At 67.7% G+C, this 13,488-nt stretch carries 13 protein-coding genes and 1 pseudogene; 10 read left to right on the top strand and 4 right to left on the bottom strand.

What is annotated here, in order from left to right; all coding sequences use genetic code 11:
• Nucleotides 1-99 precede the first annotated feature (99 nt).
• The 8 genes and pseudogenes from glpD (at nucleotide 100) to BDD16_RS19095 (ending at nucleotide 8,771) form a co-directional block, all read left to right on the top strand.
• Complete coding sequence (gene glpD / locus BDD16_RS19130; protein WP_179635406.1) at nucleotides 100-1,686, top strand: glycerol-3-phosphate dehydrogenase; 1,587 nt, start codon at nucleotides 100-102, stop codon at nucleotides 1,684-1,686.
• Nucleotides 1,677-2,760: pseudogene (locus BDD16_RS19125) on the top strand (ABC transporter ATP-binding protein). Before glpD ends, BDD16_RS19125 begins: the two are co-directional and overlap by 10 nt.
• Complete coding sequence (locus BDD16_RS19120; protein ID WP_179635405.1) at nucleotides 2,760-3,794, top strand: ABC transporter ATP-binding protein; 1,035 nt, start codon at nucleotides 2,760-2,762, stop codon at nucleotides 3,792-3,794. The pseudogene BDD16_RS19125 and the gene BDD16_RS19120 overlap by 1 nt, the downstream one beginning before the upstream one ends.
• A complete protein-coding gene (locus BDD16_RS19115; RefSeq protein WP_179635404.1) occupies nucleotides 3,791-4,687 on the top strand; it encodes a carbohydrate ABC transporter permease in 897 nt (298 codons plus the stop codon). The genes BDD16_RS19120 and BDD16_RS19115 overlap by 4 nt, the downstream gene beginning before the upstream one ends.
• A complete protein-coding gene (locus BDD16_RS19110) occupies nucleotides 4,680-5,492 on the top strand; it encodes a carbohydrate ABC transporter permease (RefSeq protein ID WP_179635403.1) in 813 nt (270 codons plus the stop codon). The genes BDD16_RS19115 and BDD16_RS19110 overlap by 8 nt, the downstream gene beginning before the upstream one ends.
• A gap of 28 nt (nucleotides 5,493-5,520) precedes the next feature.
• Nucleotides 5,521-5,829: a DUF2160 domain-containing protein gene (locus BDD16_RS19105; protein ID WP_179635402.1), complete on the top strand. Its 309-nt coding sequence runs from the start codon at nucleotides 5,521-5,523 to the stop codon at nucleotides 5,827-5,829.
• Nucleotides 5,830-5,910: 81 nt separating this feature from the next.
• A complete protein-coding gene (locus tag BDD16_RS19100) occupies nucleotides 5,911-7,665 on the top strand; it encodes an ABC transporter substrate-binding protein (RefSeq protein WP_179635401.1) in 1,755 nt (584 codons plus the stop codon).
• A gap of 110 nt (nucleotides 7,666-7,775) precedes the next feature.
• Entirely contained in the window at nucleotides 7,776-8,771 is a 996-nt protein-coding gene (locus BDD16_RS19095) for a galactose-1-epimerase (RefSeq protein ID WP_179635400.1), read from the top strand.
• Between the two features lie 113 nt (nucleotides 8,772-8,884).
• On the opposite strand, the gene BDD16_RS19090 is transcribed toward BDD16_RS19095, so the two are convergent.
• Together BDD16_RS19090 and BDD16_RS19085 are read right to left on the bottom strand one after the other, a co-directional pair.
• Complete coding sequence (locus BDD16_RS19090) at nucleotides 8,885-10,225, bottom strand: type II toxin-antitoxin system HipA family toxin (RefSeq protein ID WP_179635399.1); 1,341 nt, start codon at nucleotides 10,223-10,225, stop codon at nucleotides 8,885-8,887.
• The gene (locus BDD16_RS19085) at nucleotides 10,222-10,476 is read right to left on the bottom strand and encodes a helix-turn-helix domain-containing protein (RefSeq protein ID WP_179635398.1); all 255 of its coding nucleotides are present in this window, start codon (nucleotides 10,474-10,476) and stop codon (nucleotides 10,222-10,224) included. Before BDD16_RS19085 ends, BDD16_RS19090 begins: the two co-directional genes overlap by 4 nt.
• Before the next feature lie 80 nt (nucleotides 10,477-10,556).
• Between BDD16_RS19085 and BDD16_RS19080 the strand changes: the two genes are divergently transcribed.
• Nucleotides 10,557-11,513, top strand: a complete 957-nt coding sequence (locus BDD16_RS19080) for a 5'-nucleotidase (protein ID WP_179635397.1) — start codon at nucleotides 10,557-10,559, stop codon at nucleotides 11,511-11,513.
• Nucleotides 11,480-12,730: an exonuclease/endonuclease/phosphatase family protein gene (locus tag BDD16_RS19075; RefSeq protein ID WP_179635396.1), complete on the top strand. Its 1,251-nt coding sequence runs from the start codon at nucleotides 11,480-11,482 to the stop codon at nucleotides 12,728-12,730. Before BDD16_RS19080 ends, BDD16_RS19075 begins: the two co-directional genes overlap by 34 nt.
• On the opposite strand, the gene BDD16_RS19070 is transcribed toward BDD16_RS19075, so the two are convergent.
• Together BDD16_RS19070 and BDD16_RS19065 are read right to left on the bottom strand one after the other, a co-directional pair.
• On the bottom strand, nucleotides 12,708-12,938 hold the full coding sequence (locus BDD16_RS19070) for a CsbD family protein (RefSeq protein ID WP_179635395.1): 231 nt from the start codon (nucleotides 12,936-12,938) through the stop codon (nucleotides 12,708-12,710). The genes BDD16_RS19075 and BDD16_RS19070 overlap by 23 nt on opposite strands.
• A 60-nt stretch (nucleotides 12,939-12,998) precedes the next feature.
• The gene (locus BDD16_RS19065; RefSeq protein WP_179635394.1) at nucleotides 12,999-13,331 is read right to left on the bottom strand and encodes a BON domain-containing protein; all 333 of its coding nucleotides are present in this window, start codon (nucleotides 13,329-13,331) and stop codon (nucleotides 12,999-13,001) included.
• Nucleotides 13,332-13,488: the final 157 nt, after the last annotated feature.

The following is a 13,488-nucleotide window of genomic DNA, read 5'->3' as shown; positions in this document are numbered from 1 at the left end:
ATACTCACACGCAGACCGGGTGTCTGCGGTTAAAACGAAAAAAGGCGATCAGAAACGAATCGCAAAAACATCCAAACGAACCACATTGCAGACCCACCCATGACGGCCAGCGACACCAGCCCCCACTGCGACGTGCTCATTGTCGGCGGCGGCATCAACGGCGCCGGCATTGCCCGCGACCTGGCCGGACGCGGCTGGCGCGTGGTGCTGGCCGAGCAGGACGACCTGGCCTCGCACACCTCGTCCTCGTCCACCAAGCTCATCCACGGCGGGCTGCGCTATCTGGAGTACCACGAGTTCTCGCTGGTGCGCAAGGCGCTGCAGGAACGCGAGGTGCTGCTGAAAAGCGCCCCGCACATCATGTGGCCGCTGCGCTTCGTGATGCCGCACGACCCGTCGATGCGCCCCGCCTGGCTGATCCGGCTCGGGCTGTTCCTCTACGACCACCTGGCGCGGCGCGAGGTGCTGCCCGGCTCGCGTGGCGTCGATCTGCGCACGCACCCGACTGGCGCACCGCTGAAGGCGGGCTACACCCGCGGCTTCGTCTACTCGGACGGCTGGGTGGACGATGCGCGGCTGGTGGTGCTGAACGCGCTCGACGCGCAAACCCAGGGCGCGCGCATCCTGACCCGCACCCGCTGCACCGCCGCCGTGCGCAGTGCCGAGGGCTGGCACGCGACGCTGCAAGGCAGCGATGGCCGCGTGCACACCGTGCGGGCCAGGGCCCTGGTCAACGCGGCCGGGCCGTGGGCGGAATCCTTCCTGCGCCAGCAGGCCCAGTCCGCCCGCGGCGAGGCGCTGGCCACCCGCAGCCTGCGTCTGGTCAAGGGCAGCCACATCGTCGTGCCGCGCTGCTTCGAGCACGACCACGCCTACATCTTCCAGAACCCCGACAAGCGCATCATCTTCGCCATCCCCTACGAGGGCGAGTTCACGCTGATCGGCACCACCGACCAGGAACTGCACGGCGACCCGCGCGGCGCCCGCATCGACGCCGACGAGATCGCCTACCTCTGCGAGCAGGCCAGCCGCTACTTCACCCGCCCGGTCACGCCGGCCGACGTGGTCTGGAGCTACTCGGGCGTGCGGCCCCTGCTGGACGATGCCTCGGGCGACCCGTCCGCCGTGACACGCGACTACCTGCTGGAGTCGAACACCGACGCCGCGCCGCTGCTGAGCGTGTGGGGCGGCAAGATCACCACCTTCCGCAAGCTGGCCGAGGACGCCGCCACCGAAGTCGGGCGGATGCTGGGCGACACCCGCCAGCCCTGGACCGAAGGCCGCACGCTGCCCGGCGGCGATTTCAGCGACTGGATCGGCCCGGCGCGGCGCCCGGACACCGATTTCGAGCGCCTGGTCCTGCAGGTGCAGCAGCGCCACCCGTGGCTGCCGGCGCCGCTGGCCCGGCGGCTGGCACGCGCCTACGGCAGCCGGATCGCCGAGTTGCTGCACGGCGTCCGGGACCTCGCCGGTCTCGGTGCCGAGATCGCCCCGGGGCTGCACGAGGCCGAACTGCATTACCTGCAGGCCACCGAATGGGCCACCTGCGCCGATGACGTGCTCTGGCGGCGCAGCAAGCTCGGGCTGCACTACACCCCCGCCCAGCGCCAGCAAGTCCACGACTGGATGGCCGCCACCCTCCCCACGACGGATCCCACCACGATGAAGGCCTCCCCATGCAATTGACGCTCGACCGCATCAGCAAGCGTGTCGGCGCCGAGACCTGGCTGCACGACATGACGATCGCGCCGCAGCCCGGCGCCGTCACCGTGCTGCTGGGCGCCACCCAGGCCGGCAAGACCAGCCTGATGCGCACCATGGCCGGTCTCGACGTGCCCACCACCGGCCGGGTGCTGGTCGACGGCCGCGACGTCACCGGCACACCCGTGCGTGAACGCAACGTGGCGATGGTCTACCAGCAGTTCATCAACTACCCGTCGATGACGGTGTTCGACAACATCGCCTCGCCGCTGCGGCTGCGCGGCGACCGCGGCGACGCGCTGCAGCGCCGGGTGCGCGAGATCGCCGCGCGGCTGCACATCAACGTCTTCCTCGACCGCCTGCCCGCCGCACTCTCCGGCGGACAGCAGCAGCGCGTGGCCCTGGCGCGCGCGCTGGGCCAAGGACGCCCCGCTGATGCTGCTGGACGAACCCCTGGTGAACCTGGACTACAAGCTGCGCGAGGAACTGCGCGAGGAGCTGACGCAGCTGTTCGCGGCCGGCCAGTCGACCGTCATCTATGCCACGACCGAACCGGGCGAGGCGCTGCTGCTGGGTGGCTACACCGCCGTGCTGGATGCGGGCGAGCTGCTGCAGTACGGCCCGACCGCCGAGGTGTTCCACCGCCCGAAGTCGATCCGGGTCGCCCGCGCCTTCAGCGATCCGCCGATGAACCTGCTGGCGGCACGGGCTGTTCCTGGCGGCGCGCAGTTGCAGGGCGGCCCGGTGCTGCCGATGGTGCTGCCGGCTGCCGCGGGTGCGGCGCTGACGCTGGGCATCCGCGCCGGCGCCCTGCGCGTGGAAGCGCGCGCCGGCGACATCGCCCTGCCCGGCACGGTCGAGCTGGCCGAGATCTCCGGCTCGGACACCTTCGTCCACGTCCACACCCTCGTCGGCGAGCTGGTCGTGCAGCTCACCGGTGTCCACGATCTGGCGATCGGCACCGCGGTGACGCTGCAGGTGAGCCCGGCGCAGGTGTACGCCTTTGATGCGGACGGCGCGCTGCTGCACGCCCCGCATCGCCTGGGAGGAGCCCGCTGATGGCCCGCATCGAACTCGATCTCGCGCACTCGTACAAGCCGGCCCCGAAGGAGGACGACGACTACGCCCTGCTGCCGCTGAAGATGACGTTCAACGATGGCGGCGCCTACGCGCTGCTCGGCCCCTCGGGCTGCGGCAAGACGACGATGCTCAACATCATGTCGGGCCTGCTCGTGCCCTCGCACGGCACGGTGCGCTTCGACGGCGAGGACCGCACCCGCGCCACGCCCCAGCAGCGCAACATCGCGCAGGTGTTCCAGTTCCCGGTCATCTACGACACGATGACCGTGGCCGAGAACCTCGCCTTCCCGCTGAAGAACCGCAAGGTCCCCGCGGACCAGATCCGCCAGCGCGTCGGCCAGATCGCCGAGATGCTGGAGATGAGCCACCAGCTCGACCAGCGCGCCGCCGGCCTGTCGGCGGACCAGAAGCAGAAGATCTCGCTCGGCCGCGGACTGGTGCGGCCGGACGTGGCGGCGGTGCTGTTCGACGAGCCGCTGACCGTGATCGACCCGCACCTGAAATGGCAGCTGCGCCGCAAGCTCAAGCAGATCCACCGCGAGCTGAAGCTGACGCTGATCTACGTGACGCACGACCAGGTCGAAGCGCTGACCTTCGCCGAACAGGTGGTCGTGATGACCCGCGGCCGGGTGGTGCAGCTCGGCTCGCCGGAAGCCCTGTTCGAGCGGCCGGCGCACCGCTTCGTCGGCCACTTCATCGGCTCGCCGGGCATGAACTTCCTGCCGGACGGCGAGCGCACGCTGGGCATCCGGCCCGAGTACGTGACGCTGCACCCGCCCGGCACCCCCGGCACGCTGGCCGCCACGGTGCGCCGGGTGCAGGACATCGGCACCTACACGGTCGTGACCTGCGACAGCGTGGACACGGGTGCGGCCCCGGGCGCCGGCGTGCAGAGCGTGAAGGTGCGTCTGCCGGGTGAAGCGGTGGTCCCGGCGGTCGGCGAGGCGGTCGGTCTGCAGGTGCGCAACGCGCACACCTGTTTCTATGGTCCCAACGAGGAGCTGGTGGCATGAGCGCCCCGATCAAGCCCGTCAACCAGAAGGCCTGGTTCCTGATCCTGCCGATGCTGGTCTGCGTCATGTTCTCGGCCATCCTGCCGCTGATGACGGTGGTGAACTACTCGGTGCAGGACATCATCAGCCCCGAGCGGCGCGTGTTCGTCGGCACCGAGTGGTTCGCCGCCGTGATGCGCGACGAGGACCTGCACGCCGCACTGTGGAACCAGCTCCAGTTCTCCTTCGCCGTGCTGCTGGTGGAGCTGCCGCTGGGCATCGCGCTGGCCCTGTCGATGCCGGCGGACGGCTGGAAGGCCTCGGCCACGCTGGTGATCGTGGCGCTGTCGCTGCTGATCCCCTGGAACGTGGTCGGCACGATCTGGCAGATCTTCGGCCGCGCCGACATCGGCCTGATGGGAGCGGCGCTGCAGGGGCTGGGCATCGAGTACAGCTACACCGGCAACGCCACCCACGCCTGGCTCACCGTGCTGCTGATGGACGTGTGGCACTGGACGCCGCTGGTGGCGCTGCTGGCCTATGCCGGCCTGCGCTCGATCCCCGACGCCTACTACCAGGCCGCCCGCATCGACGGTGCCAGCAAGCTCGCGGTGTTCCGCTACATCCAGCTGCCCAAGATGCGCGGGGTGCTGATGATCGCCGTGCTGCTGCGCTTCATGGACAGCTTCATGATCTACACCGAGCCCTTCGTGCTCACCGGCGGCGGCCCCGGCAATGCCACCACCTTCCTCAGCCAGTACCTGACGCAGAAGGCGGTCGGCCAGTTCGACCTCGGCCCGGCGGCGGCGTTCTCGCTGATCTATTTCCTCATCATCCTGCTGTTCTGCTTCGTGCTCTACAACTGGATGCAACGCCTCGGCCAGGCCGAGAAGGAAGGAGCCGGTCATGCATGAGCACCGTTTCCACAAGCGCTCGCTGTTCCTCGTGGCCTACATGGTCTTCGCGCTGCTGCCCATCTACTGGATGGTCAACATGAGCTTCAAGACCAACGAGGAGATCGTCTCCAGCTTCAGCCTGCTGCCGCAGCACTTCACGTGGGCCAACTACCGGCTGATCTTCACCGACCCCTCCTGGTACTCGGGCTACCTCAACAGCCTGCTCTACGTCGGCATCAACTCGGTGATCTCGATCGCGGTGGCCCTGCCCGCGGCCTATGCCTTCAGCCGCTATTCATTCCTCGGCGACAAGCATGTGTTCTTCTGGCTGCTGACGAACCGGATGACGCCGCCGGCGGTGTTCCTGCTGCCCTTCTTCCAGCTCTACAGCACGGTCGGGCTGATGGACACGCACATCGCCGTGGCGCTGGCGCACCTGCTGTTCAACGTGCCGCTGGCGGTGTGGATCCTGGAGGGTTTCATGTCGGGCATTCCGCGCGAGATCGACGAGACCGCCTACATCGACGGCTACAGCTTCCCGCGCTTCTTCCTGACGATCTTCCTGCCGCTGATCAAGGCGGGGGTGGGCGTGGCGGCGTTCTTCTGCTTCATGTTCAGCTGGGTCGAGCTGCTGCTGGCGCGCACGCTGACCAGCGTCAACGCCAAGCCGATCGTGGCGACGATGACGCGCACCGTCAGCGCCAGCGGCATGGACTGGGCGACGCTGGCCGCTGCGGGCGTGCTCACCATCGTGCCGGGCGCGATCGTGATCTGGTTCGTGCGCCACTACATCGCCAAGGGTTTCGCGATGGGCCGGGTCTGAGGCCGCGGATTCAAGGAAAGACACCACCATGTTCGACTGGATGTTCTGGACCACCCCGGTGGCCGTGTTCTTCACCTGCATCGTGTGCATGCTCGTCGGCATGACGGTGTGGGAACTCCGCTCGCCCACCACGCTGCGCAAGGGCTTCCTGCCCATCGCGACGACACGCGGCGACCGGCTCTTCATCGGCCTGCTCGCCGCCGCCTACATCAACCTGGTGTTCATCGGGCTGGCGGGCAAGTTCGCCGAATGGTTCTCGCTGAGCGAGGAGCCGAGCATCTGGATCAGCTTCGTGCTGTCGATGGCGGCGCTCGCGCTGCTGATGCGCAAGGGATGAGTTTCCGGGTCTGCGGCCGGCGCCGTCCCGGGGCCGCAGACACGTTCAGCCAGTCCGGGCAGCACCCTTGAGGAGACACGCATGAAGACGAAGAAGACATCGATGCAGACGCTGTGCCACACCGCCGTGGCGCTGGCTGCGCTGGTCGCGATCGGCCAGCCCGCCCGTGCCGACGAGGCCGCCGCGAAGAAGTGGATCGACAGCGAGTTCCAGCCCTCCACGCTGAGCAAGGACCAGCAGGCCGCCGAGATGAAGTGGTTCATCAACGCCGCGGCCAAGCTCAAGGCCAAGGGCGTCAAGGAGATCTCGGTCGTCTCCGAGACGATCACCACCCACGAATACGAGTCCAAGACGCTGGCCAAGGCCTTCAGCGAGATCACCGGCATCACCGTCAAGCACGACCTGATCCAGGAAGGCGACGTGGTCGAGAAGCTGCAGACCTCGATGCAATCGGGCAAGTCGATCTACGACGGCTGGATCAGCGATTCCGACCTGATCGGTACCCACTACCGCTACGGCAAGATCATGAACCTGACCGACTACATGGCCGGCAAGGGCAAGGAGTGGACCAATCCGGGTCTGGACCTGAAGGACTTCATCGGCACCAGCTTCACCACCGGTCCTGATAAGAAGCTCTACCAGCTGCCCGACCAGCAGTTCGCCAACCTGTACTGGTTCCGCGCCGACCTGTTCGCCCGCAAGGACCTGAAGGACAAGTTCAAGGCCAAGTACGGCTACGAGCTGGGCGTGCCGCTCAACTGGAGCGCCTACGAGGACATCGCCGAGTTCTTCACCAACGATGTGAAGAACATCGATGGCAAGCCCATCTACGGCCACATGGACTACGGCAAGAAGGATCCGTCGCTGGGCTGGCGCTTCACCGACGCGTGGCTGTCGATGGCCGGCACGGCCGACATCGGCATCCCGAACGGTCGGCCGGTCGATGAATGGGGCATCCGCGCCTCGGCCGACGGCTGCACGCCGCTGGGCGCCTCGGTCGAGCGTGGGGGTGCCACCAACTCGCCAGCCGCCGTGTATGCGCTCACCAAGTACGTCGACTGGATGAAGAAGTACTCGCCCAAGGAAGCCATCGGCATGACCTTCGGCGAAGCCGGCCCGGTGCCGGCACAGGGCCAGATCGCGCAGCAGATCTTCTGGTACACGGCCTTCACCGCCGACATGACCAAGCCGGGGCTGCCGGTGGTCAACGCCGACGGCACGCCGAAGTGGCGCATGGCCCCTGGCCCGAACGGCCCGTACTGGAAGCAAGGGATGCAGAACGGCTACCAGGACGTCGGCTCCTGGACCTTCTTCGACGGCCATGACGCCGACAAGACGGCCGCCGCCTGGCTCTACGCCCAGTTCGTCACCGCCAAGACCACCTCGCTGAAGAAGACCATCGTCGGTCTGACCCCCATCCGCGAGTCCGACATCCAGAGCAAGGCCATGACCGACATGGCGCCCAAGCTGGGTGGTCTGGTCGAGTTCTACCGCAGCCCGGCCCGCGTGGCCTGGACGCCGACGGGCACCAACGTCCCCGACTACCCGAAGCTGGCGCAGCTCTGGTGGAAGAACGTTGCCCAGGCCGTGACGGGCGAGAAGACCCCGCAGGGCGCGATGGACAACCTGGCCAAGGAAATGGACGACGTGATGGCCCGGCTGGAGCGCGCCGGCATGGCCAAGTGCGCCCCCAAGCTGAACAAGAAGGAAGACGCGAAGAAGTGGCTGTCCGACAAGTCGGCGCCGTGGGCCAAGCTCGCCAACGAGAAGCCCAAGGGCGAAACCATCGACTACGACAAGCTGCTGGGCGCCTGGAAGGAAGGCCGCGTGCGATGACACCTGAACCGACCAGCCTCTGCGGCTGATGCAGCACGCAGGCGATGCCGACTGTCTCCCGGCGTCGCCTGCCCCTTGTTCGGGCTTCAGGGCCTCTATAGTGAGACGCCATGACACCTACACCGCCCCCCGCCTTCGACTCCCCCCGGTTCATCCGACTCGCCCGCCCCGGCGGCCTCGAAGTTACCTTCATGGACTGGGGCGCGACCTGGCTGTCGTGCCGCGTGCCGGTGCCCGGCGAAGCGCCGCGCGAGGTGCTGATCGGCCACCCGGCGCCCGAGGACCACGGCAGCCGTGGCGGCTACCTCGGCGCCACCGTCGGACGCTACGCCAACCGCATCGCCAACGCGCAATTGCAGCGCGACGGCGCCACCCACACGCTCGCGCCGCACCCGGCCGGCTCACGGCACCAGCTCCACGGCGGCCCGGACGGCTTCAGCCACCGCCGCTGGCAGGTCACGCAGCAGAGCGACACCGCGGTCACCTTCTCGCTCGACAGCCCGGCCGGCGACCAGGGCTTCCCCGGCGCGCTGCACCTGGACGTCACCTACACGCTGACCGACGCGATGGCGATGTCCATGGAGATCCGCGCCACGGTGGACGCGCCCTGCCCGGTCGCCCCGACGCAGCACGCCTACTTCAACCTCGACGCGCAGCCCGGCAGCGTGCTCGGCCACACGCTGCAGCTCGCCGCGGGGCAGTACCTGCCGGTCGATGCGGAGCTGCTGCCTGTCGACGGGCCGCATACGGTGGCAGGGACGGCATTCGATTTCCGGGCGGGGCGCGCGATCGGAAGTGACTACGACCACGGCTGGCTGCTTGATGCGGGGGCACCTGTCGCCGCGGTGCTGACCTCTGCGGATGGCAAGCTGTCCATGACGTTGATCACCTCGATGCCGGCGCTGCAGGTCTACACCGGCGGGCACCTGGGCGGCGAGCCGGGGCGGGACGGTCAGCCGAAGGTGCGCAATGCCGGTGTGGCGATGGAGCCGGGGTGGTTGGCGGACAGTCCGAATCACGCGGAGTGGGAGCAACGATCCTGCTGGCTGGAGGCAGGCGAAACCGTGCGCGAGCAGATGGGCTGGCGATGGACGACTCTTCTTTGAAGGCACGACACTTCAGCGACGTGATCGCCCGGACACGGTTCGCCTGCGCCGCAGAACTCGAGCCCACGCTGACCCATGACGCGGCGACCGACCACCAGGCTCATGGTCTTGATTCAGTGCTTGCCCAGCAGGGGAGATCGGCCAATCTTGTTTATTTCCATCTTTTGCTTGGCTGGCGGCGAAAAGCCTTCGAACGCATGGCCTGAGCGCCAATCGCCCACGGCATAGATGCGTTTGTCGCGCAAGCCCTGCACACCCTCTGCCCAGGCCATCAGCATGCGCTTGCCCACATCGGTGAAACTGCCGTGCAGCACCATGGCTTCGCGAACCTGAGCGCCCACATCAGCCACCGCATCACTGATCGCCTCAACGATCTGCGCCTGCTCCTTGGGCTGCAGTCCAAAGTTGGCCGCAATGAACTTCTGCAGATTCTTGCCTGGTGTCCAGGTCTTCTTGCCCATGAACTCGATGCCAGGCGGGTTGTGCTGAAAGCCTGCGTACACGCTGGTGGTCAGCATGTCGTAGGTCGGAGAGAGGTGCACGTCAGCCCGGCTGGTGTAAAGCAGCGCCAGATTCTTGGCGTGGCAATCGGCGTTGCGCAGGGCATAGGTCAGCAGCAAGGTGGTGGCCAGTTGCCTGAAGGTCTCAAGCCTGCGCTCGGCAGGCACGTGGTCGCGCACGGCCTTGGCAATGCGCTCCCAGGTGGTGTCGTACTTGGCGGCAGGCCTCAGACCCAGCAGTGAACAGAAGTCTTCCATGCCCCAGTGCGGCTGGCCGTGCGCGTCCACATCGAAACGGTGCACCACCAGTGCCTGGCCATCGTCTGACACTGCCGTCTTGGCAGTGGACAGGACCCTCGACGCCACCTGCATGCAGAGGTGCTCGTTCAGCGCCACAAAGGGCAGCTGTTTGCTGGAGCCCTTGATGATGTGCCGCCGCGTGATCAGGCTGGCTTTCTTGTGTGCCGCCAATGGCGAATCTGATTGCTGCGCCTCTTCGGCCTCATCCAGGAACTTGGGCACCACCCCAGACACGCCGCTGGTGGCGTGCAGGCGAACCAGTTCGGCAAAGGCCTCTTCCGAGTTGTCGCCCTTCAGCAGCGCCGCCACCTCGAAAGGCTGGGCAGACTGGGTCAGCTCGGCACCTGTGGCGGCCACCTGGATGCGGCCTACCATGTTGCGGCCGATGACCGACAGCAAGGCAATCGGGCTTGCGCCGATGTGCGGCCCGAACTGCTCTTGCAGCACCTGCAGCAGGTAGCCCTCGGGCAGGTTCATTTGCAGGACCGGCGGCAATTGGTCATCCCACACGTAGGACTCGGTTCGCACCGGCATCGTGAGGGAGACGAAGTTGTCCGGTGCCGTGTTGGCGTGGTAGCTCAGGACACTCTTGAAATCGCCCGAGTGCTCCAGCACGGCCACATCGCGGCCCATGACGTAGACAGAGAGCTTCATGCCTGGTTGCGCTCGCGTCGCAGTTCGTCCAGCGTGCCCGCCTGGCCCGTGGGGATGATGTCGAGCTCCATGCCCAGCACGGCCAGCACGGCCAGCAGCTTGCGGGCGCCGAACTCGGCACCGCGCCCCCGCTCGAAGCGGGACAGGGATTCGGGGGTGAGGCCAGCCTGTTCGGCCACCACCTGCTGACGCAGGTTCAGCGCCTTGCGTCGCTCGGCCACGGCTGCACCGAGTTCTTGGAGGGTTTGCATTTGATGTTTATATCAAGAATATGCATTTCATTCTAGAAAATTGACGTATAAATCAATTTATTGCGCTACTCAGTCCACCCATGCCCTACTCCCTCACCGACAAGCTCGTCATCGGCATCAGCTCCCGCGCCCTGTTCGACCTGGAGCACGAGAACCGGCTCTATGACGAGCAGGGCGTGGCCGCCTTCTGCAGCTACCAGCGCGCCCACGAGAACGAGCCGCTGCGCCCCGGCACCGCCTTCCCGCTGGTGCAGGCGCTGCTCGGGCTGAACCCGCTGCTGCCGGAGCGGCGCATCGAGGTGGTGGTCGTCTCGCGCAATTCGCCGGACACGGGCCTGCGCGCCTTCAACGCGATCGAGGCGCACGGGCTGGACATCACGCGCGCGGCGTTCACGGGTGGGGCGCGCTCGCTGGTGGAGTACCTGAAGGCCTTCGAGGTGGACCTGTTCCTGTCGCGCAACCGCGGCGATGTGCAGGAGGCGATCGACCACGGCGTGGCGGCGGCCATGCTCTACGACCCGCCGGCCGCGTTCCGGGCGCCCGAGGGCCAGATCCGCATCGCCTTCGATGGCGACGCGGTGCTGTTCTCGCCCGAGTCGGAGCACATCTACAAGACGCAGGGCCTGGAAGCCTTCGCCGCGCACGAGCAGGCCAACCGCCGCCGCGCGATGGCGGAGGGGCCGTTCGCCAAGCTGCTGCTGCGGCTGTCGGCGCTGCAGCAGGAGTTCCGCAGCCGCGGCGCGCCCTGCCCGGTGCGCATCGCCATCGTCACCGCGCGCAGCAGCCCGGCGCACGCCCGCGTCATCCACACGCTGCGCGACTGGCAGGTCGATGTGAACGAGGCCTTCTTCATGGGCGGGGCGTCGAAGGACCAGGTGCTGGCCGCGTTCGGGGCGCAGATGTTCTTCGATGACCAGGACGCGCACGTGCAGCCGGCGTCGGTGCGGGTACCGTCGGGGATCGTGCCCTATGCAGGCGGTGTGCTGGCGGCAGAATCGCGGCCATGCAACGACAACACCTCCACTCCCTCGCCCTGAGCCTGACCCTGGGGCTGGCAGCCGGCGCCGCCTCGGCCGCCGACGTCACCGTCGCCACCTGGAACCTCGGCTGGCACCTGGACGCCCCGCTCGCCACGCGCTGGATCGCCGCTTGCGGCCAGAAGTTCTCGAAATCCGCCGACGGCCTCTGGCGCCCGGACGCCGCAGGCCCGAAGACCGGCTGGCAGCTGCGCTGGGGCCGGGACGCGAAGATCGAGTGGGACATCGGCCAGCTGCCGCCCTGCGACGTCTGGCAGAGCCGCTTCAAGCCGGTGCCGGTGACCGAGGCCGCGCTGGCCAAGCGCCGCCAGCAGATCGCCGAGGTGCTGGCCACCAAGGTCAACGCCGACGTCATCGCCTTCCAGGAGGTCAGCAGCGTGCAGGCGGTGCGCGAGGTGTTGCCCGACGGCGGGCGCGACTACGAGGTCTGCGGGTTCACGTCGCACAAGGTGCAGCGGCTGGCCTTCGCGTGGAAGCGCAAGGTGGCGAGCGCCGTGGGGAGCTGCGAGGTCTACGCGCCGCTCGCGCTGCCGGACCGGCCGGTCAAGGAGCAGCCGCGGCCGGGGCTGTCAGTGACGCTGCGCATCGGCGGCCACGTGACGCGCTTCATGACCGTCCATCTGAAATCGTCCTGCGTCTCGCCGCTGGAAGGCGGTGGTGGCACCCGGGGCCAGCTCGCCAGCGACGACAAGGCGTGCAGCGTGCTGCAGGCGCAGCTCCAGCCGCTGGAAACCTGGCTGCAGGAGCGCAGCCAGGGCGTGGACGCGGTGGTGATGCTCGGCGACTTCAACCGCAACATCGCCCACGAGGCCAGCCTGCCGGCGAACACGCCCGTGCGCAGCCAGGGCCGGTCGACGAACCTGTGGCGCGAAGTGAACGACGGGGTGCCAGCCGCCTCGCTGCTCACGGCGCTGGACACGGCCTGCCCGCTCGATGCCACGTCCGCCGCCCTGTGCAAGGACGCCAAGTCCCGCGTGCTCGACAAGCCGGAGATGGCGCAACTCACCGACGCGAAGGCGCTGGGCTGCCGCAACCCGATCGGGCTGGACCACATCGCGGTGCGGCTGCCAGCGGGTGCGGCGGCCGGTGCCGTGCCGGTGGCCGAGAAGGTGGCGCTGGGCTTCCTGGGCCGCACGCTGGAGGCCAGCGACAAGCGGCCGGAGCCGCTGCTGGCCGTGTCGGACCACTGTCCGCTCAGGGCGCGTCTTTCGCTTTGAACCAGGCCTCGTCCGCGGTGTGCTGCCAGGCGTCCATCTGCTTGACGGCCTCTTCGCGGGCGATGCCGTAGCGCTCCTGGATCTTGCCGGCGAGCTGCTCGCGGTGGCCGGCCACGACGTCGAGGTCGTCGTCGGTCAGCTTGCCCCATTGGGTCTTGGCCTTGCCGGCGACTTGCTTCCAGTTGCCTTGAATGCGGTCCCAGTTCATGTGAACTCCTTCAGTGGTTGAGGGTGATGCGTTTCGGGGGTTGGATCGTGGCCGTGGGGATCACGGACGCACGGTGATTTCGTTCTTGACCGACTTCACGCCGCCGACCTTCATCGCCAGCGACTCGGCCATCGCGCGTTCGGTCGAGTTCTTGGCGAAGCCGGACAGCATCACGGTGCCGTTGAGCGTCTCGACGCTGATGCTGCTGGCATCGACTTCGCGGTTGTCGACGTAGCGGGCCTTGACGGCGGTGGTGATCGCCGTGTCGTCCACGTAGGCGCCGACACTTTCCTGGCCGCGCGTGACGGCACAGCCGGAGGCGAGTACCAGCGTCAGGGCCGCCACGGTGGCCGTGAGGGAGAGGGTGAAGCGGCGAGCAAGGGGACGGGTCATGGCAGTTCTCCTGTGGGGGTATTCGAATCGTCTGGGTCGGTGTGTCTGCACACCGGACGGACAACTGCACTGTAGAAACCCCGGCCACCGCGGGCCATCGGCGGCGGACGCCTGCGGGTGTAGGACAGCACCGCCCTCGGCTGACGGACACGCCCAC

The organism is Sphaerotilus montanus, assembly GCF_013410775.1.
GTDB lineage: Bacteria > Pseudomonadota > Gammaproteobacteria > Burkholderiales > Burkholderiaceae_C > Sphaerotilus > Sphaerotilus montanus.
Note: the sequence above shows the minus strand (reverse complement) of the source record. Positions and strands in the feature narration are given on the sequence as shown.